General features: G+C 45.8%; 21 protein-coding genes. 10 read left to right on the forward strand and 11 right to left on the reverse strand.

Features of this window, described 5'->3' with window-relative positions:
- Positions 1-68 precede the first annotated feature (68 nt).
- The 5 genes from thiQ to mpl form a co-directional block, all read right to left on the reverse strand.
- Positions 69-773: a thiamine ABC transporter ATP-binding protein gene (gene thiQ, locus OH459_RS10170; protein WP_172580347.1), complete on the reverse strand. Its 705-nt coding sequence runs from the start codon at positions 771-773 to the stop codon at positions 69-71.
- Complete coding sequence (gene thiP / locus OH459_RS10175; RefSeq protein ID WP_269986644.1) at positions 773-2,359, reverse strand: thiamine/thiamine pyrophosphate ABC transporter permease ThiP; 1,587 nt, start codon at positions 2,357-2,359, stop codon at positions 773-775. Before thiP ends, thiQ begins: the two co-directional genes overlap by 1 nt.
- Before the next feature lie 14 nt (positions 2,360-2,373).
- On the reverse strand, positions 2,374-3,366 hold the full coding sequence (thiB, locus tag OH459_RS10180; protein ID WP_005450500.1) for a thiamine ABC transporter substrate binding subunit: 993 nt from the start codon (positions 3,364-3,366) through the stop codon (positions 2,374-2,376).
- Positions 3,367-3,617: 251 nt separating this feature from the next.
- Complete coding sequence (locus OH459_RS10185) at positions 3,618-4,256, reverse strand: flavin prenyltransferase UbiX (protein ID WP_269986646.1); 639 nt, start codon at positions 4,254-4,256, stop codon at positions 3,618-3,620.
- A complete protein-coding gene (gene mpl / locus OH459_RS10190) occupies positions 4,256-5,614 on the reverse strand; it encodes a UDP-N-acetylmuramate:L-alanyl-gamma-D-glutamyl-meso-diaminopimelate ligase (protein WP_005450502.1) in 1,359 nt (452 codons plus the stop codon). Before mpl ends, OH459_RS10185 begins: the two co-directional genes overlap by 1 nt.
- A 314-nt stretch (positions 5,615-5,928) precedes the next feature.
- Between mpl and fbp the strand changes: the two genes are divergently transcribed.
- Entirely contained in the window at positions 5,929-6,945 is a 1,017-nt protein-coding gene (fbp, locus tag OH459_RS10195; protein WP_005450509.1) for a class 1 fructose-bisphosphatase, read from the forward strand.
- 125 nt (positions 6,946-7,070) lie between these two features.
- Positions 7,071-7,601 carry an inorganic diphosphatase gene (ppa, locus tag OH459_RS10200; protein ID WP_009698861.1) on the forward strand — a complete coding sequence of 177 codons (531 nt, stop codon included), beginning with the start codon at positions 7,071-7,073 and terminating at the stop codon, positions 7,599-7,601.
- 63 nt (positions 7,602-7,664) lie between these two features.
- On the opposite strand, the gene OH459_RS10205 is transcribed toward ppa, so the two are convergent.
- From OH459_RS10205 to tamA, 4 genes are all read right to left on the reverse strand, one after another.
- Positions 7,665-8,024 carry a DUF2799 domain-containing protein gene (locus OH459_RS10205; protein ID WP_005450511.1) on the reverse strand — a complete coding sequence of 120 codons (360 nt, stop codon included), beginning with the start codon at positions 8,022-8,024 and terminating at the stop codon, positions 7,665-7,667.
- 123 nt (positions 8,025-8,147) lie between these two features.
- Complete coding sequence (locus OH459_RS10210) at positions 8,148-8,495, reverse strand: gamma-glutamylcyclotransferase family protein (protein ID WP_005450512.1); 348 nt, start codon at positions 8,493-8,495, stop codon at positions 8,148-8,150.
- Between the two features lie 28 nt (positions 8,496-8,523).
- The gene (gene tamB / locus OH459_RS10215) at positions 8,524-12,438 is read right to left on the reverse strand and encodes an autotransporter assembly complex protein TamB (RefSeq protein WP_269986648.1); all 3,915 of its coding nucleotides are present in this window, start codon (positions 12,436-12,438) and stop codon (positions 8,524-8,526) included.
- Positions 12,435-14,147: an autotransporter assembly complex protein TamA gene (gene tamA / locus OH459_RS10220; protein WP_009698863.1), complete on the reverse strand. Its 1,713-nt coding sequence runs from the start codon at positions 14,145-14,147 to the stop codon at positions 12,435-12,437. The genes tamB and tamA overlap by 4 nt, the downstream gene beginning before the upstream one ends.
- Positions 14,148-14,313: 166 nt before the next feature.
- Between tamA and msrA the strand changes: the two genes are divergently transcribed.
- Positions 14,314-14,952 (forward strand): peptide-methionine (S)-S-oxide reductase MsrA, encoded by a 639-nt coding sequence (gene msrA / locus OH459_RS10225; RefSeq protein ID WP_017817246.1) that lies wholly within the window; start codon positions 14,314-14,316, stop codon positions 14,950-14,952.
- A 48-nt stretch (positions 14,953-15,000) separates the two neighbouring features.
- On the opposite strand, the gene OH459_RS10230 is transcribed toward msrA, so the two are convergent.
- Positions 15,001-15,201 (reverse strand): DUF1107 domain-containing protein, encoded by a 201-nt coding sequence (locus tag OH459_RS10230; RefSeq protein WP_005450516.1) that lies wholly within the window; start codon positions 15,199-15,201, stop codon positions 15,001-15,003.
- Positions 15,202-15,416: 215 nt separating this feature from the next.
- Here OH459_RS10230 and OH459_RS10235 point away from each other — a divergent pair, with 215 nt between their 5' ends.
- The 7 genes from OH459_RS10235 to OH459_RS10265 all read left to right on the forward strand — a co-directional run bounded on the left by OH459_RS10235 (position 15,417) and on the right by OH459_RS10265 (position 21,032).
- A complete protein-coding gene (locus tag OH459_RS10235; protein ID WP_009698865.1) occupies positions 15,417-15,968 on the forward strand; it encodes a YtfJ family protein in 552 nt (183 codons plus the stop codon).
- A 205-nt stretch (positions 15,969-16,173) separates the two neighbouring features.
- The gene (locus OH459_RS10240; protein WP_005450520.1) at positions 16,174-16,473 is read left to right on the forward strand and encodes a DUF2607 family protein; all 300 of its coding nucleotides are present in this window, start codon (positions 16,174-16,176) and stop codon (positions 16,471-16,473) included.
- A 94-nt stretch (positions 16,474-16,567) separates the two neighbouring features.
- Positions 16,568-17,269 (forward strand): zinc uptake protein ZrgA, encoded by a 702-nt coding sequence (zrgA, locus tag OH459_RS10245; protein WP_050924529.1) that lies wholly within the window; start codon positions 16,568-16,570, stop codon positions 17,267-17,269.
- 52 nt (positions 17,270-17,321) lie between these two features.
- The gene (locus OH459_RS10250; RefSeq protein ID WP_029788842.1) at positions 17,322-18,050 is read left to right on the forward strand and encodes an ABC transporter ATP-binding protein; all 729 of its coding nucleotides are present in this window, start codon (positions 17,322-17,324) and stop codon (positions 18,048-18,050) included.
- Positions 18,047-19,306 (forward strand): ABC transporter permease, encoded by a 1,260-nt coding sequence (locus OH459_RS10255; protein WP_005450526.1) that lies wholly within the window; start codon positions 18,047-18,049, stop codon positions 19,304-19,306. The genes OH459_RS10250 and OH459_RS10255 overlap by 4 nt, the downstream gene beginning before the upstream one ends.
- Positions 19,307-19,311: 5 nt before the next feature.
- Positions 19,312-19,806, forward strand: coding sequence for a DUF3299 domain-containing protein (locus tag OH459_RS10260; protein WP_005450528.1), 495 nt, complete (start codon positions 19,312-19,314; stop codon positions 19,804-19,806).
- A 320-nt stretch (positions 19,807-20,126) separates the two neighbouring features.
- Complete coding sequence (locus tag OH459_RS10265; RefSeq protein ID WP_009698869.1) at positions 20,127-21,032, forward strand: TIGR03899 family protein; 906 nt, start codon at positions 20,127-20,129, stop codon at positions 21,030-21,032.
- Between the two features lie 90 nt (positions 21,033-21,122).
- Here OH459_RS10265 and cysC read toward each other — a convergent pair whose 3' ends face one another.
- Positions 21,123-21,740, reverse strand: coding sequence for an adenylyl-sulfate kinase (gene cysC / locus OH459_RS10270; protein ID WP_005450533.1), 618 nt, complete (start codon positions 21,738-21,740; stop codon positions 21,123-21,125).
- Positions 21,741-21,751: the final 11 nt, after the last annotated feature.

The raw sequence follows: 21,751 nt of genomic DNA on the forward strand, positions 1-21,751 counted from the left end.
GCTCATTCAAACTCAAAATGAAAGAAAAGGTTGATGCTCGCATCAACCTTTTTTCTGTCTTGGGCTAATTATCTCGCTGCTTTGACAAAAGCCTTCAATGCTTCGCTGCAATGTTGAGCATTGAGTTCGCGAATTTTACCCGACGCTTCTACCTGACCACCAGCAACAAAAGCAAAGTGGCTGGCGATGGCTCTGGCATCACTCAAATGGTGCGTGACCATCAATACCGTAATGCCGCGTTCAGCAGCCAACTGTTTAACCAGTGTCAGCATCTCTTCACGCAGCACTGGGTCTAGTGCAGAAAAAGGTTCGTCGAGTAGCCACATTGGATGCGGTTGAACAAAACAACGCGCAAGAGCAACACGCTGGCGTTGACCGCCAGAAAGATGTTCAGGTAAACGGTCCAGATACTCAGCAACACCCACTTGCATTGCTGCTTGCTCCACAAGAAGCTTTTGGTCTGTCGTGAGCTTTAACCCCGGATGCAAACCCAAACCGATGTTGTCTCTTACTGAAAGATGAGCGAACAGATTGTGTTCTTGAAACAACATTGAAAACGGACGCAGATACGGCTCTTTACTCACGATAGACTCACCATCAACCAGAATATCGCCTTGGTCTGGATTGATGAAACCAGCCACTAACGCCAATAAAGTCGATTTGCCTGCACCGCTCGGTCCCATCAGCGACACGATTTGTCCGCGTTTAATCTCTAAATCAAAGCGAAATAGCTCACGTTGATAGGTGTACTGAACATCATCCAACACTAACATTATGCTTTCCCCTTTGTTTTTAATACTTTTTCAATCACAGCAAAGCAGCCTACGCTGAGTAATAGCAAGGTAACCGACACAACCGCTGCTGCATCCATTTGATAACTGCCCAGTAGTTGGAATAAATACAGCGGTAAGGTTCTAAATTCTTGCCCGCCAAACAAGGCGATCGCACTTAAGTCACCAATCGCAAACATAAAGCTGATAGCAAAAGCATGTGCAAACGGCTTACGCAGTGCTTGCCACTCCACGACTTTAAATCGTTGCCAACCACGCATACCTAAGCTGGCACACACGTACTGATATTGCTGCTCAATGTGCAACATGGGTTGAGATAAAGTTTTAATGACATAAGGCAATGCCATCAAGCCGTTAACCAAAATAACGACAAAAAACGCTAAGCTGAATACATCGGTAAACGATCGTAGTAACAGGAACAATCCCGTACTGATCACCAATCCCGGCGTTACTAAGATAATGGTTCCGATAAGCTCGATTTGGTCGGCGCGAGTGTTTTTGCACTGCAATCGCCAACGTCGGCTGGTCAGTAAAATCGACACGCCAGCAGCAACAGCAAGAGAGCTAGCGAGAACAGCGACTTTGATTGAATTAAGCAACGCGGACCAAAAACGCTCATCGGTCAATACCGTCCCAACTTGTTGGTTGATCCCACTGAACACCACCATCAAAAGTGGCGGTATTACTACTAAAAAGGCACCTATGATCCAAAAGCTATCCCAAGCTTTTGACCACCCATGATCCTTCGTTAAATATTGCTGTACTGATGTACTGCCAGCGCTTACTGATACTGGCTTCGTCAACTTCTGTACGCCAATTGCTAACAAGCCACATAGTAGCATTTGCCACAGTGCCAAAAGTGCCCCTGCCTGCAGATCAAAATCGAACTTAATTGCCTGATAAATGGCAAGCTCAATAGTGGTCGATTTCGGTCCGCCACCCAGCGCCATCACGGTGGCAAAGCTGGTAAAGCAAAGCATGAACACTAAGCCGCTTACGTGTGGTAATTGCTGCCTTAGGCGTGACCATTCTACCCAGCGGAATTTGTCCCAATGGCTCATTCCAAGGTGCGCACACAGTTTATGTTGCTCTGCGGGGATCGACTCTAATGCTTGCAAAAGTAGGCGCGCCGCATAGGGCATATTGAAGAACACATGCGCAAGTAAAATTCCGTTCAGACCATAGATGGAAAACGGCAGCTCAGCGTCGATACTTTTTAGCCATTGAGCCAATAAGCCGCTATTACCGTAAATCGCCAATAAGCCAAATACACCGACCAACACAGGCAGAACTAAGGTAGACGCAAACAACTTTAATAGTAGAGACTTACCATAGAACTCACGTCGAGAAAGCGCGTGCGCCACAGGGATCGCCAAACCGACACTCAAAATCGTAGAGAGGAAAGCTTGGTAGAAACTGAACTTGGTGACGTGCTGATAGTATGGTTCTCCCCACACTATAGACACATCAAGAGAAGGCGCTTGGACAATCAAAGCACCTAGGGCAGAAATAACAAAGGTCGCGATAATCATCGCGACCCCTAACCCTATTTTCGAAACAGAATTCAAAAGTAGAACCTATCTTAGAACGTCAATGCGCTTTGCCATTCACGAATCCAAGTCTTGCGCATTTTTGCTACTTCGTCTGCACTGAAGCTCAATGGTTTACTTGGTACGCTTAAGGTTTCAAAGCCTTTTGGTAATTCAACGTCAGTCACTGGGTACATCCAGTTGCCTGTTGGCATTGCCGATTGGAACTCATCACTCAAGATGAAATTCATAAACTCATCAGCAAGTTCCGCATTCTTTGAGCCTTTAACCTTAGCCGCTACTTCTACTTGCATGTAGTGACCTTCAGAAAAATCTGCGCTCGCATATTTCGCATCATCTTCTGCAATCAAATGGTACGCGGGAGAAGTCGTGTAAGACAGCACGAGATCGGACTCACCGTTCAAAAACATCGAGTAAGCTTCTGACCAGCCTTTCGTAACCGTAACTGTTTTCGTTGCCAGTTGCTTCCACGCTTGAGTCGCATCATCGCCGTAGATGGACTTCATCCACAGCATCAAACCTTGACCCGGCGTCGAAGTACGAGGGTCTTGGTAAATCACTTTCAGATCATCACGCTCTTCCACTAGCTCTTTCATGCTTTTTGGAGGATTCGCCAACTTCTCCTTGTTGTACACAAACGCAAAGTAGCCGTAATCGTACGGTACGAAGGTCTTATCATCCCAACCATTAGGCAAGGTCGTCTTCGATGTATCAACATTGTGCTCAGCCAGAAGCCCAGTCTTTTTCGCTTCCGCCATCAGGTTGTTATCCAAACCTAACACGATATCCGCTTTGCTATTGTTTCCTTCCAAGCGAAGTCGGTTAAGGATTGAAACACCGTCATCCAGAGCAACGAAATTAACGTCGCAACCGCATTTGGCTTCGAACGCTTTTTCAACTTTAGGACCAGGTCCCCAATCGGCAGCGAAAGAGTCGTAAGTGTAGACAGTTAGGGTGTTTTCAGCGGCAAACGCTGAAGTAGAAGTGATGGCTGCAAGGGCAATCAGACTAAGAGTGGTTTTCACTGCTCGCTCTCCATTTGCATTAGTAAACATGAGTTGAGCGGCACAGGGTTGAGGCGGTATCTAGGACTTCCAATATCCAGACTCAATTCCTACGCCAGCATTATCTGGTTCAGGTAATACGGGTCCCTGTTTGCTCAACAACGTTAAGCGATTAGGTCTCAGCACCCAATGGTATTGATAAGGTCAATGCCAAATGGGTTTGCTCCCCGATGAGTTGGATGGATTGTAAAGGTCTTTTATTGATTACACAATCAACGTTGGTCATAACCCCAACGTGGCACCAAGCCTTGCTCAATGCCCAAGTGATCAAGAATTCTTGCCACCATAAAATCCACTAAGTCTTCAATACTCTTTGGTTGATGATAAAAACCAGGAGCCGCAGGCATAATGGTGACGCCCATCTGAGAGAGCTTGTGCATGTTTTCAAGATGCAGTGTAGAGAAAGGCGTTTCACGCACCACAAGTAATAACTGTCCGCGCTCTTTCATTACCACATCCGCAGCGCGTTCAATCAAGTTATCCGACATGCCGTGTGCAATGGCCGCGACACTCCCCGCAGAACATGGGCACACTACCATTTGCTTTGGTGCAGCAGAGCCCGATGCTACCGGAGAGAACCAATCGTCTTTGCCACAAACGGTGATGTTATCTGGATTGCAGTTGAGATGCTCAACTAAAGCCTTTTGCGCCGCTTCAGGGCCGCTTGGTAATTTCAGATCGTGCTCGGTCGCCATTACCACTCGCGCAGCTGAAGAGATCAGCACATACACGTGGTAATCTGCGGCAACCAAGCATTCAAGAAGACGAAGCCCATATGGAGCACCAGAGGCGCCCGTTAGTGCTAATGTGATGGATTTTTTAGGGGTTACTTTTTGCTGCATAGATGTCATTAAGCTTTTTGTTTAAGTTGTTGCAGAAGCTTGCCGTGGATACCACCAAAGCCACCGTTACTCATCACGAGGATTTGGTCACCCGGCTGCGCTTGCTCTACGATTTTTGCGACAAAGCTGTCCATCTCTGCATCCACAAAAGCAGGTTGTTTACACTGGTCTGCAATCTCTTGTACCGACCAATCAATGTTGTCTGGTTGGAAGAGGAACACCTCATCAGCACTGTGCAATGAAGCCGCCAAAGTATTTTTATGAACGCCGCGCTTCATCGTCGCAGAGCGAGGCTCTAAAACGGCAAGGATACGTTTTTCGCCAACCTTGTTACGTAAACCACCCAATGTCAGTTCAATCGCCGTTGGATGATGAGCAAAATCATCATAAACCGTCACGCCTTGCTCTTCTCCTTTGAGCTCCAAGCGACGTTTAGTGTTAATAAAGCGACCGAGAGCCTGACAAGCCAGTTCTGGTGCCACACCGACATGGCGAGCAGCAGCGATGGCCATCAAAGCGTTATCCACGTTGTGGTCACCAACAAGCTCCCAATCTACGACGCCTACTTTCTCACCTTGCAGCGACACTTCAAATTTCGAGCCATCAACAACCAGTTTGTGTGCTTGCCAATCACCATCGACACCAGAGAACTGCTTTTCTGTCCAACAACCACGCTCGATCACATCTTGCAACGACTGATCTTGCTTCGGTGCCAAGATCAAACCGTTCCCCGGAACAGTACGCACCAAATGATGGAATTGACGCTTTATCGCCTCTAGATCGTCAAAGATGTCTGCATGATCGAACTCAAGATTATTCATGATCAGTGTGCGTGGGTGGTAATGAACAAACTTAGATCGTTTGTCGAAAAAAGCACTGTCATATTCGTCAGCTTCGACGACGAAGAACATACTTTCACCCAAGCGAGCTGACACACCGAAGTTACCTAACACACCACCAACAAGAAAACCTGGTTGGTAACCGCAATCTTCTAAGATCCACGCCAACATACTTGAAGTGGTGGTTTTACCATGGGTACCCGATACCGCTAGAACCCAGCGATCGTGCAATAAGAACTCTTGTAACCATTGTGGGCCAGAGGTGTAACGCATATTGGTATTCAGCACATGCTCAACACATGGGTTACCACGGCTCATCGCGTTACCAATCACCACAAGATCTGGTTGAGGGTCAAGTTGAGAAGGGTCAAAGCCTTCAATAATTTCAATACCTTGAGACTCCAACAGGGTACTCATTGGTGGATAAACATTGGCATCCGAACCCGTCACTTTATGACCTAGCTGACGCGCTAAAATTGCCGCACCGCCCATAAACGTGCCGCAGATACCCAAGATATGAATGTGCATAAACTTAACCTTGTAATGCGTTCTTTAATCCTTTCATTATCGTGATAACCACCAGAAAAGCGAGAGCCTTTCGCTGTGTTCTTGCAGTCTCTTTCACAAATCTGACAGGGCTTAGCACTGACTGACCAAGCATTAACCAAGTGACAGACTTCTTATGCAATAAGACAAATAAATTGAGATCTCAGTCGGTTACTTCATTACCATTAATAAGATCCACGTCATAAACTTACATCTAGCGCAATCGTTTAACATCCATAAAGAGATGACCCCATTGCGCGACACCCCCAACGAAATGAAAAATGTAAGGATAAACCATGTCAGGACTGCGCACCCTAGGCGAATTCATTGTTGAGAAACAAGCGGATTTCCCCCACGCTAGCGGTGATCTTTCATCTCTCTTAGCTTCCATTCGTTTAGCTGCAAAAATTGTTAACCGTGAAATTAACGCGGCAGGTCTTGGTGATATCACCGGCGCTGTAGGTACGGAAAACGTACAAGGCGAAGATCAGCAAAAGCTTGATGTATACGCGAACGACAAGTTCAAAGCAGCACTCGAAGCACGTGACCAAGTGTGTGGCGTTGCAAGTGAAGAAGAAGATGAAGCGGTTGCGTTCAACAAAGAACTCAACCAAAACGCAAAGTACGTTGTACTAATGGACCCACTCGATGGCTCATCAAACATCGATGTGAACGTATCAGTCGGTACGATTTTCTCTATTTACCGCCGAGTTTCTCCTATTGGTACCCCGCCAACAGAAGAAGACTTCCTGCAGCCTGGTCACAAACAAGTGGCTGCGGGCTACGTGATTTACGGCTCATCTACTATGTTGGTTTACACCACAGGTAATGGCGTAAACGGCTTCACTTACGATCCATCGATTGGCAGCTTCTGTCTTTCTCATGAAAACATGATGATCCCAGAAGACGGCAACATCTACTCGATCAACGAAGGTAACTACATCCGCTTCCCGCAGGGCGTGAAGAAGTACATCAAGTACTGTCAGGAGAATGTGCCTGAAGATGGTCGCCCATACACTTCTCGCTACATCGGCTCACTGGTTGCGGACTTCCATCGTAACCTGCTTAAAGGCGGCATTTACTTGTACCCAAGCACGCAAAGCCACCCTCAAGGCAAACTGCGTCTGTTGTACGAGTGCAACCCAATGGCATTCTTGATTGAGCAAGCTGGCGGTCTGGCATCTGACGGTGTAAACCGCATTATGGATTTGAAACCAACCGAACTGCACCAGCGTGTGCCTTTCTTTGTGGGTTCAAAGAACATGGTGAACAAAGTCGAAGAGTTTCTTGAGCTGAATCGCGAAGAAGACTAATTTCAGACCTTTGTCCAACGCGGCAGGTGTTTACCTGCCGCGTTTTTGTCGTTAAAGTGAACTGCGTAAATGTTAGCCAGATTAAGCCTCTCAGCGCTTAATCCTCAATGAAAAGGAATATTCAAATGAGCTTAAACAACGTACCAGCAGGTAAATCTTTGCCTGAAGATATCTATGTCGTTATTGAAATCCCAGCTAATGCGGATCCAATCAAATACGAAGTAGATAAAGACACTGGTGCTGTATTTGTCGACCGTTTCATGTCTGCGCCAATGTTCTACCCATGTAACTACGGCTATGTGAACAACACCCTTTCTCTAGATGGCGACCCAGTGGACGTACTGGTTCCGACCCCTTACCCATTAATGCCAGGTTCTGTGATTCGCTGCCGTCCAGTCGGTGTATTGAAGATGACGGATGAATCCGGTGAAGATGCGAAAGTCTTCGCTGTACCGCACTCTAAAATCTCAAAAGAGTACGAAGGCATTCAAGATGTTGACGATATTCCAGAGCTACTCAAAGCCCAAATCACACAGTTTTTTGAACGTTACAAAGAGCTTGAAGCCGGTAAGTGGGTGAAAGTGGATGGTTGGGCAGATGTGGCTGCCGCAAAAGCAGAAATCCTAGAATCTTACGAGCGTGCGCAAAACAAGTAATTGCGAACGCCAGAAAGCAAAAGAGCTGCAAATTAGCAGCTCTTTTTTGTTATATCATTTTGACTAATACTCGCCAGCGGTAGAAGTTCGACCCGATTCATAATTTTGTTTGAAAAACGGGTCAATATCATCACAAATGCCAAAGTAAGGCATATCTCGTACGCCAAGCATATAAGCACTTTGCTCACAGTACTCTTTTTTACCTTCTTGGTAACCAGATTGATAAGCCATGATCAATTCCGGTGTAGCACGATTTGTATCATCAAGCTTGACGATACGGTCTTCCGATAATTCAATCAGACCATCGAGAGCAGATTGCTTACCGAAGTCCTGCCAATCTGTTACGTTCACTGAATCTGGTAACCTTGTTTGCGCACAAGCGGTGAGAAAAAGCAGCATGGCGCCGATGATGATGGATCTCATAAGTTCTCCTTGGGCTTATACAAAAGACCGTCGGAAACTCACTTTCATACCCCTTTATCGAGTACTCATTCGACAGTCATACACTTTCACTACAAATGCTTACGCGTACTCGCGGAGTATGGTTCACACTCTCTGACACCAATCACCAGATGCAATCTCTTCACTCAACTGCTCAGTGTCTTGATACAAGTAGATCCAAGCTTGGCCAAAAGGTGTAGTAATGCTTTCTCGACGATACTCAACCGGTACGTCTTCTAACTTATCAAGTTCCTGCAGCGTGTCATTATCAATCAAATAAACTTCGCCCTGTATCGCATTTTGTCCGACCGACAAAGCCGGGTAAGGACCTAAATCATACAGAGCGAATTGGGCATCTGTTTCATGATGACCAAGAAACTCAGCAGTGCTTAAAAAGTGATGATTGCACTCTCCTTTGCGCAAAGTTCCATACACAAACACTAAATGTTGCATAGCCGCTCCTTCTGCTTACAAGCTAAGTTTAGTTGAATTCGAATTGATAGAGCAGGTCAACAGCACTATCAACACCTGAAACCGCCTCTAGGTACAAGTCTTTCATCAAACGATAACGCACTGTGAACTCACCTAATGAGGTAAAGATACCCACACCATATTTCACCTGTAAACCAGGAAGAATATAGCCGCTCACCGTTACTTGAGAGTCGTCACCTGAACCTGCAGTATCCAGTTGCAGATCTTGTACGCCAAAGGCTTCGCCGATTTCACCTACGACTTTACCGCTCTTCGCTAAACTCAAGCCAATAAGGGTCGTCGTCATCGCATTACCGCCCGATTCTGCATCAATATCTTGACCTCGCAACAGGTAAGAAAGTGCGTTCGCTTGCGGCATTGCCGGATCAGAGAAGATTTCCACCGTAGGATCACTTGCAGGACCAGTCACACGTACACCCGCTGTCACATCATCTTGCGTGTTGTCCGGATTACGAATCGCTTTGATCGAGACATAAGGCTGATCCGCTGGTCCATTCATCATGATCTTACCTTCTTGGATGACCAAGTCTTGCCCAAATGAGCGATAAGAACCGTCAATGATGTTCACCTCACCGACAATAAACGGACCTTTGTCTTTTTGCGTCACGTTGAGGTTACCTTGCAAGTCACCTTTTAGACCAAACGCAGACAACTGGAAATCATCGCCGATTTTGATGTTAATGTTGGTTTCAACGTTAAACGGCAACGCTTGCTCACCATCAACAGGCTGCATGTCTTTGTTCAAAATAACTGTGTCGCTTGAAACACCAACCGCACTTGGTGGCAGTTCATCAATTAAGATACGTCCCCAAGGTAGATTAATACTGCCTTCGACCTTGGCAAGTTGAGGCGTCACATCAATAGTCATATCCGGTTTGACTTTGATTCTCACCATCGGTGGCATATCCACTTTAAGCTCTTCAGCGAACACACGAGCCTTAGTGTGCCAATTTTCTAGGTCACGCCAATCAGCATCGCCTTTAATCTCTAGCTTGCCATCTGGCGTAATGATCCCAGCATCTAAATCAGCTTGATGACCTTTAAAGTTAATCGCCACTTGTCCTGAATTGATATCAATTGGCGTGACTTCACCTTGCAGTTTCATTTGATCAATCAAGAACTGACCATTCACCTTTGGGTGCATCACATCACCAGATAGAGCAAGGTCAGTGTTCATGTTGGCTTTAAACAGGCTGTATTCGCCAATCAGGGGCGCTAAAAAGTCCAAGTGGAATGTCGATAGCGACACCTTACCGTCAATCGTCGGCTTCTCGGAAGACACATCATTCAGGGCGACTTTACCAGACAAATCACCGTTATCCGTTACATCAAGCAACCACTCAGCATCTAGCTTATCTTGTGCCAACTTGGCTTTAAAACTCACGCTTTCCCAACCGACTTTCACTGGTTGTTCTAGCGTTTGTTCTACCTGACCTTTTGGCATATCGACATTCACCGTGACTTCCGGTTTCATGTCTGGCGCCCATTTCGCGAAAGCATTCGCGTTCACAGAACCTTGCAGTTTGGTTTCTGGCGGTAAGAATTGTTTGATTTGGTCGAAGTCAAAGTTAGTGATTGCTAACTTCGCCTCACCGCTTTTACCAACGCTGATGTCTTCACTTAAACACACGCTTGATTTTGACTGTAACCAACAGTGTGCTTGCACATCAGCAATCTGCTTGTCGATGTTCACTTTGACTGCCGTCGACTTTTGCAATGCCCATGGACCTTGAGGCGTGCTCAGCGTTAAGCGGCGTAGCGCACCATCCCAAATCATTTCTGGCTTTTGCTTAAAGGCGCCTTCGATCTCTAAACTGCTCGAAACAATGTCTGAAACCACGTCGAGTGTCAGTTGGTGTAGCTTTTCATCGCCACTCACTTCCAAATCTGCACTGTCAATTTTAATGTCGTCGTAGGTGATGTTCTTCGCAATTAGGCTAACATCAGCTTTTGGCGCAGGCAGTGGTGTAACATCCCCTTTTAGAGTGATGGTTTCCACCTTGGCTTGCTGCTGCCAATTCAGCTGGTTCAGCGCGAGATCTAAATTAATGTCCGGCTGTTTCAAACTGCCACGAAGAGCAACCGTACCATTCATCTTACCAGCAAGATCCGGTACGCTTTTCGCAAAATCAGGGAAATTAACATCAACATCCATCAAGATTTGTTTGTCGATTTTACCCTTTGCTCGCAAAGAGTTGGGACCATGTGACAAAGCTAAACCTTGCGTGTTCAATTGAATATCTTCACCTTTACCGTTCTTATCTGAGGCTTCTAATTGACCTTCGATATGCAAAGGGTAGCCACGTAAAATACCGTCAATATCCAATTTAGGTAAACTCACTTGCCAGCCACCTTGTGCGGTTAATGACCCCGACGTCGACAAGCTACCACTGATATCGCCTTCCGCTTCTTCCCACTGTAAGCCCGGTTGAATATTTTTTAAGTTCAGATCGGCTTGCCAGTTGATAGGTGCAGCCCAATTCGCCATGACTTTACCTGCAAGCTCACCACCCAGCGTTTTGACAACTAAGCTGTCTAAGTCAATCTGTTCTAAAGTACCTTTACCGTTTAACGCCACATCAACTGCTGGAATATCTTTACCAGACGCCTTAGTTTCCAAGGCAACCGTGTAACCTTGTAAAGAGCCTTTCGCTGCAAGACTCGGGACCGATACTTGGTAATCACTCTTACCACTCAATGGCCATTGCGCCTCAACATCTTTCAATTTGATATCAAACGGCAACTCAGACTTAAGAGGTTGAATTTGCCCCTGAATCTTGGCTTTCACCAAATCAGATAACGTGGCATCCAGTGATAAATCACCAACCGAGCCAGATGCCGTCAGTGACAATTTCTGACCTTTTACATCCGCTTGTTTAACCAATGCGTCAATTTGGGCTTGAATTGGGTAGTCACCTGATAATGTCACTTGAGTGCTTAACTGCCCTTTCACTTCTGGCATGTCAAGCTCAAGGGTTTTGACATCAACTTGGTCACCACCCGCTTTGGCTTCTAACCCTAAATGATGAACGATAACCGGTGTGTCGCCAGCCAACTTAAAGTCATGAATATCGAGGCGCTGTGCTTCAATAGTGAGCGGAATCCAGACTTCAGGTAGAGCGATACCATTTGATTCAGGCTTAACGTCTAACTTCTGTTCATCAGGCTTTGAACCTTTGTTAGCAGCAACATTTTCTGCACCTTGCTGCGATGGCTTTTTAGACGCGTCTGAATTGACCGATGTTGACGACTGGACTTCCGCGTCTTGCTCAACTTGAGCTTGATGGTTCGTTTTAGTGTCTTGAACTGGCGGCTGTTCCACACCCTCTTCACTTGGTGCAAGTGCCACATTAATGGTTTTCAATGCCGTAGGGGCAATCACCAAACGATCACCTTGCATTGATAATGCGGTTGAAAAATCTTGCCAATCAATCTTATTCCCCAAGATATTCAGATTGATATCATTAAAGCTGACTTTATTGACAAAAATAGGCACTGGCGTACTGATAGAGCGCAATGGTGGCGTTTCTTCTTCAGGCTCGTCAGATGCCGGAGGGAGCTCTGGCATCTGAAAGTTCACCCCTTTCAGTGCCAACTCATCGACACACACTTTCGGATCGAAGAAGCAACGGAAGTTGATAGCAAGCGTTACGCTTTCAACCTTAGCATCGACATGTAAGGATTCATCGACAAAGCTGACGTTACGTAAAGCAAAACGCGGAAAAAGCGAACCTTGAACTTCTTCCACTTTGAGTTGCGGTAAGGCTTTCTCTGCCCCCCACAGCGCAAGTTTTAAACCCGGATGGGTGAAAAGCAATGTGCCAACAAAAACCGTCAGCAGCAATAATAGACTCAGCAGACCGATTGAGAGCCATTTCGTCCACTTCAGAGTTGTTTTGATCATAGTTCAGGCCCCAACGAGAAGTGAATGCGGAATTCTGGATCAGGCTCGGAGTCGAGCCCCCAGGCAAAGTCAAAGCTCACCGGACCAACCGGTGACGCCCAGCGGATACCAACACCCGCACCAGCCTTCCATTCTGGGGTTTCATTAAATGCATCACCAATATCGTAGAAAGCAGCGCCCCACCAGTTACCGTAGACACGGTATTGATATTCAAGGGTGCTGGTCACCATATACTTAGCACCCGTCAATGCACCACTGGCATCTTTCGGTGAGATAGACTCATAGCCATAACCACGAATGTTGTTATCACCACCAGCAAAGAAACGTAGTGATGGCGATAGTTTTTCAAATTCATCCGTAATGTTGGCACCGCCCTCTAAACGGAACAAACCACGGTGGTTTTGGCCAATACCGCGAATCCAAGATGTGCGTCCTAACAAGCGCAGTACTCGTGTTTCTGACAGCAAAGCAGTATCGCCATATTCAACGGTCACACTCTGCTTATCCCCCCACATTGGCATATTGCCACCACGGGTTCGGGTTCGAGAAAAAGAAGCACCAGGCAAGACAAATTGCACACCATCTTCTTGCAAACCTTGCGAGAAGTTTTCGTACAGGTGGCGAACATACAAAGTCTTATGCCAGCCACCGTCGGTGATCCAGTGGCGTTCTACCGCAAGATTCGATTCCAAACTTTCGGTATCTCGGTTATCAAGATGCTTGAGACCAAACTGCAATTGGTAGTATTCGTGTAGAACGTCATCAAGAGGGATTTTGTAGCCTGCTGTGATAGTTTGTTCAGGCTTGGAAAGAGAAAGAGCAGTATCAAAACTATGACCACGTGCGCTTACCCACGGTTTTTTCCATTTCAGCGTACCGCGAACACCCGTATCGGTCGAATAACCAATACCAGTCTCAAGTTGGTTTTTCGCTGCGGGGGCAAGTGAGACTTTGATTGGCAGCTCGCGACCATCGTCTAGCTTACTTAAATCTGGCTCAACAAATACTGACGAAAACCAATCGGTATTAGACAGGTTTTGGTTGTATTCCCCAACTTCTGAAACCAAATAAGGTTCACCAGTTTTAAATGGACGCAGAGACTCAACACGGTCTTCCCAAATCTGACTTCCAAAAATCTCCACCGAACCAAAGTGATAACGGATACCACTGTCATAATGAAGACGCACATTCGCTTCGTTAAGTTCGGGAACCACCTCAAGACGGCTTAAAGTGAAATCTCCATTAAAGTAACCACGTTGCAACGCTAAGTTACGAATACTTGATTTCAAGCTGTCGTATTCACCTTGATTTAAGATGCGTCCTACCTTCAATGGTGATTTTTCAAGAAGCTTAACGAATGCTTCGTCTTGGTTTGCCTCACCTGAAATCACCACATCCATCAGTTTCACCCTTACAGGCTCACCCGGTTGGACATTGACGATCAATTCATCATTATCTTTCGTAATAGTGTATGAAATTTTCGCATGATAATAGCCGAGCGCATTGAGCGCTTCAGTGATACTTTGTTCCAATCGCGCCTGAAAACGCAGGGACGTGGAATAATCGTCTTCAGGAATGGAAGACAAATAAGCGTTCACATTATCTTCTAGCGCACCATCGATCCCTTTAATTTTTAAGGAAACATCGGCATAAGCGCTATGAGAAAAGGCAAGTAGGCTGACAATGATCGGAGTAGCTTTTCTTATCATGCTTTTTAGCTGGACGAGGTTAAATAAACGTAAACAATAATAACGCCAAATAAAGGCTAAGTCTGTAATATTAATAGGTTTAACACGGTCTATGTCATCACAACATCATATTCAGACTGAATAGATTTTTTCGCAAAATTAAGACACGTATTAAAGGACAAATACCATGCTCAACAAACAGACAATGATCAGTATAGAAGATGCACTGCCCGGTAGAGAGGCATCAATGCAGATCGACGACACTCATTTTGTCAATCAATCGAGTTTAACGGCGCAGCCACAAGCTAACCAGCAACAGATTTTGTTTGGCATGGGATGCTTTTGGGGAGCTGAACGCTTGTTTTGGCAACTCGATGGCGTGATCTCAACATCGGTCGGTTACGCTGGCGGTTATACTCCAAATCCAACTTACGAAGAAGTCTGCTCTGGAAAAACCGGACACACAGAAGTTGTTCGTGTCGTATTCGATGAAGCGGTAATTTCTGTAGAGCAGTTACTTGCGGCATTCTGGGAAAAACACGACCCAACTCAAGGTATGCGTCAAGGCAACGATTTGGGTACTCAATACCGCTCAGCGATCTACACCTACTCTCAAGAACAACAAGATGCCGCTGAAAAATCAAAAGCTCAATATCAACAAGCACTGCAAGAAGATCAACGTTCAGCAATCACTACAGAGATCCAAGCAGCAGGTCCTTATTACTTTGCTGAGACTTACCACCAGCAATACCTAGCGAAGAACCCTAACGGTTATTGTGGTTTAGGCGGTACGGGCGTGTGCTTCCCACCAAGCCTACAAAGTTAACCACAACGAAAAAGAGCGACAAAAGTCGCTCTTTTACAATTCTTGTCATCAAACTGGAAGAGATAAAATCGCTTGGTTTACTTCTCTAAATACAGAGAGTTGCTTGGGATTTTTGACATCAGGTAATAGCACTTTTCCGTTGTCAAAACGGAACTCACCAATACCTGCAATTGAGAATTGACCTTTGAATAAAGTCTTAACGAAACGCGCCACCTGACGTGGACGGTACACAGCAAACTCACGTAGCATAACCAACCTCAACATCCTTTTGAGAAAACACCGATTGCTCTTTCCTTGGCAACCTTTATGCGCAATTTGCGACGAACTTCATTCTATCAAATTCCAACGTGAACGCAACATTATTAGATGGCATACGTTAAATAATTGTTATGTCGGGTTCTACATTTTTATGCACCGTACGTATATACTTGGTGAGTCTCACAACCCATATGGAACATAACAACATGAAAACTAAGACTCTCCTCCCTCTTATACTCGCTCTTGCTCCGGGTCTGGCTCTGGCTCATAACCTATCTGTTGGTGAGAGTGTACCCGCAGCAAAAGTCGATGCTTATGGTGAAATCGTACTGCAAGGCGAAGGTGTCGCTTACCAGCCTTGGGCAACTCAAAACATGCTGGGTAAAGTTCGAGTCATTCATGCAATTGCAGGACGCAGCAGCTCAAAAGCGATGAACGCACCACTAATGACAGCGCTAACTGAAGCGAAATTCCCAGAAGACGCTTACCAAACGACTACCATCATTAACCAAGATGATGCTGTTTGGGGAACAGGTTCATTTGTAAAATCATCGGCGCAAGACAGCAAACAAGAATTCCCTTGGTCTTCAATGGTGCTGGATGAAAACGGTGTTGTGGCAAACACATGGGCACTGCAAGAAGAAAGCTCAGCAATCGTAGTCCAAGATAAGCAAGGTAAGATTTTGTTTGTAAAAGAGGGCGCATTAACCCCTGATGAAATCACTCAAGTGCTTGGCTTAATCAAACAAAATATTTAGAACTGTTGATATATGCCCAAGCAACCTTGAGATGCTTGGGTATACAGCTCTCTGCTCATTGCACTCTTTCAACAAAGAGCCCCCTATTTTCCTGAGCGTAAGCTCTTATTTCACCTAGATAATTTACCCAAAACGAACAAAAGTGTGAACTTTTAACGAAAATGGGTGTTATATTATAACACTAGGTATCGTTTCAGGTTTTAAGATGCATTCTCGTTGGCAAGTCACCACACATCATTGGCGTCGCACTGTCATATTACTCAGTGTTGCGCTGCTGCTTACCTGGAACTTTGCAACCATCGCGCATCAACTTGATCTCATCCCAGAACATCATAGCCATCATCATTGCCAGCTGTTTGCTGGTGCACAACATGGTTTGGTCAAGCAGTTACCGGAGATAATCCCTCCAACCTACCAGCGCGCCGCACACTCTGACGTCATAGAACGGCAGTTCAGCCTTAGCGACGTGCGTTATACTGCGCGTGCACCTCCTATTTTTGCTTAAACTTAAGAAGTCCCCTTATAAGAAATTAAGGTTGCTAGTCGCACGATTTGAACTGCAACCACATCAGAAAATTAAGCAAAATTAGGATAAGAAAATGCCATCTAAACACGCTCTAGCTCTTGTTATCGGTCTATCACTAACCGCTACTGCTAACGCTGAAGAATACCGTCAACATGAAGCACACGTACACGGTCACGTAGAATTCAATATTGCTCAAGACGGTAAAGACCTATTGATCGAAATCACATCTCCAGGTGCTGACGTAGTGGGCTTTGAGCATGCACCAGAAAACGCAGAACAAGAAAATGCACTGAATAATGCTATTGCTGCTCTAAAAGACACGAACAAACTGTTTGCTATCAACCAGCAAGCAAAGTGTGTAATTGAAGATGTACATGTAGCTCACACGCTAGGAGAAGAGTCACACGAAGGTCATGATCACCACGACCATGGAGGTCACGATCATGATAAACATGACCACGAAGGGCATGATCACGATAAACATGACCATGACCATGACAAGCATAAAGACCATGATCATGATGAGCATGATGACCACCACGATCATGACGGTCACGAGCATCACGAAGGTCATGACCATGAACACGGTGGTCATGGTGAATTCACCGTAGAGTACCGCTACCACTGTGATTCAGTTGCAGACCTAAACAGCATCGATACGACTTGGTTTAAGCAATTCCCAGCAACGGAATCTATCAGTGTGAACCTGTTCACTGACACCACTCAGTCTGCGACTAACCTAAGCAAAGACAACGCAAAGATCGCAATTAAATAACTCATATGGCGTGTAAGTACCCACTTACACGCCATTGCTTTGGTGATTTACTATGACTGAAACCACGTCAAACGTTGTTGAGCTATCTAACGCCCAGTTTGTCTGGCCCGGCTCAGAAAACGCGACCATTAACATCCCGCAACTTCACATTGCTCAAGGCGAGCATGTCTTTATCAAAGGTCCTAGCGGCTGTGGTAAATCGACTCTGCTTGCTTTGTTAACTGGCATCAACACACTCACATCTGGCTCACTGTCGGTATTGGACACTGATATCGCCAGCCTAAGAGCAAGCCAAAGAGACAAATTTCGTGCCGATCACATTGGCTATATCTTCCAACAATTCAATTTGTTGCCTTACCTAAATGTGATTGAGAATGTCCTAATTCCATGCCAATTCAGCAGAATTCGCCGCGACCGCGTTGCTCCAAATGCTTCTACGGCATCACTGGAGCAACAAGCAACGACGTTATTGGAGCGCTTACGTTTACCAAAAGCACTGCATGACAAGCCAGTATCAGAACTCAGCATTGGTCAGCAACAACGTGTCGCAGCCGCACGCGCTTTGATCGGTCAGCCTGAATTGGTGATTGCCGATGAACCGACATCTGCATTGGATCATGACAACCGTAAGGCTTTTATTGAACTATTAATGGAGCAAGCCAACCTTGCTAACGCGACACTGGTTTTTGTCAGCCATGACCCGACGCTAGAGTCCTTGTTTGACCGAACACTCAATCTGCCTGAAATCAATCAAGTGCAAACCCTAGGAGCCGCATCATGAGTGCAGTTGTAAAGCTCGCTTGGAAAAGCCTGATGAACCGCAAGGCGACTGCTATTCTCACCATCATGACAGTCGCAATTTCTGTTGTCCTACTATTGGGTGTAGAACGCATTCGAACCCAAGCAAAAGACAGCTTCGCTAACACCATTTCTGGTACAGACTTAATTGTCGGAGGTCGCTCAGGGCAAGTGAACCTGTTGTTGTACTCGGTATTCAGAATTGGTAATGCCACAAACAACATTGACTGGAAGAGCTACCAAGAGTTTGCTAACCACCGCGCTGTAGATTGGGCGATTCCAATCTCGCTGGGTGATTCACACAAAGGCTTTCGAGTCATGGGGACCAACCACAGCTATTTCGAACATTATAAGTACGGAAGTAAGCAACCACTAACCTTCTCTGAAGGTAGAGAATTCAATGGCTTGTTTGAAACCGTACTTGGCTCTGATGTAGCGAAACAACTTGGCTATAAGATTGGTAGCGAGATCATCATTGCTCATGGCATCAGTGATGTCGGCTTCAGTCGACACGATAACTTGCCATTTAAAGTGGTGGGGATTCTTGCGCCTACTGGCACTCCGGTGGACAAAACTGTCCATGTTTCTCTAGAAGCAATTGAAGCGATTCATGTCGGTTGGGAAAGCGGAGCTCGATTAGGTCCGACACCAAGTGCGGCTGAGCTCAAAGCCAGAGACTTCCAACCTAAACAGATCACTGCCATGTTGGTTGGCTTGAAATCACGCATTCAGACTTTTGCTCTGCAAAGACAAATTAATACTTACCCGAAAGAGCCGCTTAGCGCCATCATGCCGGGCGTCGCTCTGCATGAATTATGGGGCATGATGTCGGTTGCAGAACAAGCACTGATGGCAGTCTCAGGCTTCGTAGTCGTTGCAGGTTTATTGGGTATGTTGAGTAGCTTGCTAACCAGCTTACAAGAACGCCGCCGTGAAATGGCAATTCTGCGTGCGATGGGGGCAAGACCTAAACACGTCTTCTCATTACTGATCAGTGAAGCGAGTTTACTGACGTTTGCAGGCATCATTACTGGTGTTGCGGGCTTGTATTCCATTCTTGCCCTCTTGCAACCAATAATCCAACAAAGTTATGGTATACACCTAACCTTAACGGCACTGTCGCCGTATGAATGGATGTTGCTTGGCTTTGTACAGTGTGCAGGTATTGTGATTGGCTTCATCCCAGCATTCCGCGCTTACCGACAATCGCTCAGTGATGGAATGACAATTAGGATTTAGTAAAAATGTGGAAAAAGATACTCGCTAGCTGTTTGCTACTGATTTCCTTCACTGCGCCAGTAATGGCAAGTGATGAACCATTAACGCTCGATTGGATTGATCTTGTGCCAGAGAATGAGCGCAAGATGTTCGACAGTGTTGGCATGCCAGCCACTGACCACAATGGTGGTGCGGCACTTCAATCTAAGATTGGTAATGTTCGCCCTGAGCTTAACGGCAGCAAAGTGAAAATCCCGGGCTTTGTCATCCCATTAGAAGGTGATGCGAATACGGTGACGGAATTCCTACTGGTGCCATATTTTGGCGCTTGTATCCATGTTCCGCCACCACCACCAAATCAGATCATCTATGTAAAATTCCCGAAAGGAGCCCCAGTGCAGGAGCTTTGGGATGTCATTTATGTGGTGGGAACGTTAAAAACCGAGACCATTGAACATGAGTTGGCAGAAACTGCCTACGTGATTGAAGGCTCATCAATCGAACCCTACGATGACATGTAATGTCTGCTTGATTAAATAAATACACTAGGCGTCGGTTCGGCGCCTTTTTTATGCCTGCTGTTTATACGATGTAACGAGATAAATACGCTAACACGCCAACATACAAAACCAAAAGTAGCGCTATCGACAGGTGTTTTCTCAGTTTGCTTGCGTCTGAATATTTCATCACCCCTCCAAAATAACGATAACAATTTTAACAACTCATTATCATTTTGAATAGTCCTTATTCTGTCAAAATCCGGACATGCCTCTCTGGTCGAGAAAACAGGAAAGGTGTAAATTTAAGCAAGCGCTAATCGCCAGTCTTGGTAGGAAATGAAATGGCAGAACCAACAAAGCAACCTGTTGTTATCGAACACGAACCCACACAACAAAAACATACTCATCATGAAAAGAAGTCTGGCTACATTAAAGACAGTGCAAGCCGTGTTCAAAGCATTGCCCAAATCTACGGGTTAGACGCATTGTTGCAAAGTGATCCTCCAGCTAAAACCGCACTAGAACGCGCTCAATTGCGTGAACAACGCCGCCAAGAGCAAAGACAAAAGAACTTAGAGCAGATCCTAAAACTGGCGCACAGCTCATGTCGAGATGAGACCGCAGGTGAACCTGACCAAGACTGGTTGTATCGTTTTTTCGATATGGCTCAGGACATCCACAACAGCTCAATGCAAAAGTTGTGGGCACAAGTCATGAAGCGCGAAGTGACCAATCCCGGCTCAACATCGATGAAAGCGCTTAAAGTCCTTAAAGATATGTCGCCGAGAGAAGCACAGACTCTGCAACGGGCAGCCACACTGGCATGCAGCTTCGGTGGAGATACCAGTCGCAAACTGCTGATTGGCTACAAAGCGCATGGCGGGATGTTCAGCTTTGGCAAACGCGATACCACTAGCAATCTTAATATGGGCAGCTTCCAGCTTCCTTATTCAAGCTTGTTAGTGTTGATTGAATTGGGACTGCTGCACAGCACTGAATTAGAGTCCGGAGAAATTGGCATTGAAACGCCTTTGATGCTCACCTATCAAGGTAAAAACTTATCACTGCAGGTAAATACGAAAGGCGTGCGCCTGTTGTACTACCGCTTTACCCCAACAGGTAATGAGTTGTGTAAACTGCTCGGAAATAAACCTAACAACCAGTATTACGATCAGATGTTAGCGCTTTTAAATCAGAGATTTAGCGTTCATAGTGAAGCAAAACCTACGGTGAATCACACCGTTTAGTACAGCAAAAAGAGCTTTTGGTCACCTATGATCCAAAAGCTCTTTTATCTGCTCAATGACTTTTTGGCCACCTATGATCCAAATGCTTTTTTATCGGATCACGCCACGTTGTTTAAGGTCGATTAAACACAACTCCACCAGCTCTTCGACACTCTTTTCGCCCGCAGGCAAATCAATTTCTGGGTTTGCTGGTGCTTGGTATTCTGAGTCAATACCGGTGAAATTCGGGATTTCACCTGCGCGTGCTTTTTTGTACAAGCCTTTTGGATCGCGACCTTCACATACTTCTAGAGACGCATTGACGAACACTTCAATAAACTCACCCTCAGGCAGTAGATCACGCACCAATTGACGCTCAGCGCGGTGAGGAGAAATAAACGCTGACAAAACAATCAACCCCGCATCTGCCATCAGTTTTGCTAACTCACCAATACGGCGAATGTTCTCGCGACGGTCTTGCTCAGAAAAGCCTAAATCGCTGCACAAGCCATGGCGCACATTGTCGCCATCGAGCAAATAAGTGTGATAACCCAATTCGGCTAAGCGATTTTCCAATGCGCCCGCCACCGTTGATTTACCTGCACCTGATAGCCCAGTAAACCAAAGTACCGCAGGCTTCTGCTTTTTTAATCCAGCACGAAACTGTTTATCAACCGAGTGCTGATGCCAAACGATGTTTTCATCTTTTACCGGAGTTTCGGCAGTCATAACGTATCCTT

The sequence above is a fragment of the Vibrio sp. MM46 genome, assembly GCF_027587135.1.
Classification (GTDB): Bacteria; Pseudomonadota; Gammaproteobacteria; order Enterobacterales; family Vibrionaceae; genus Vibrio; species Vibrio harveyi.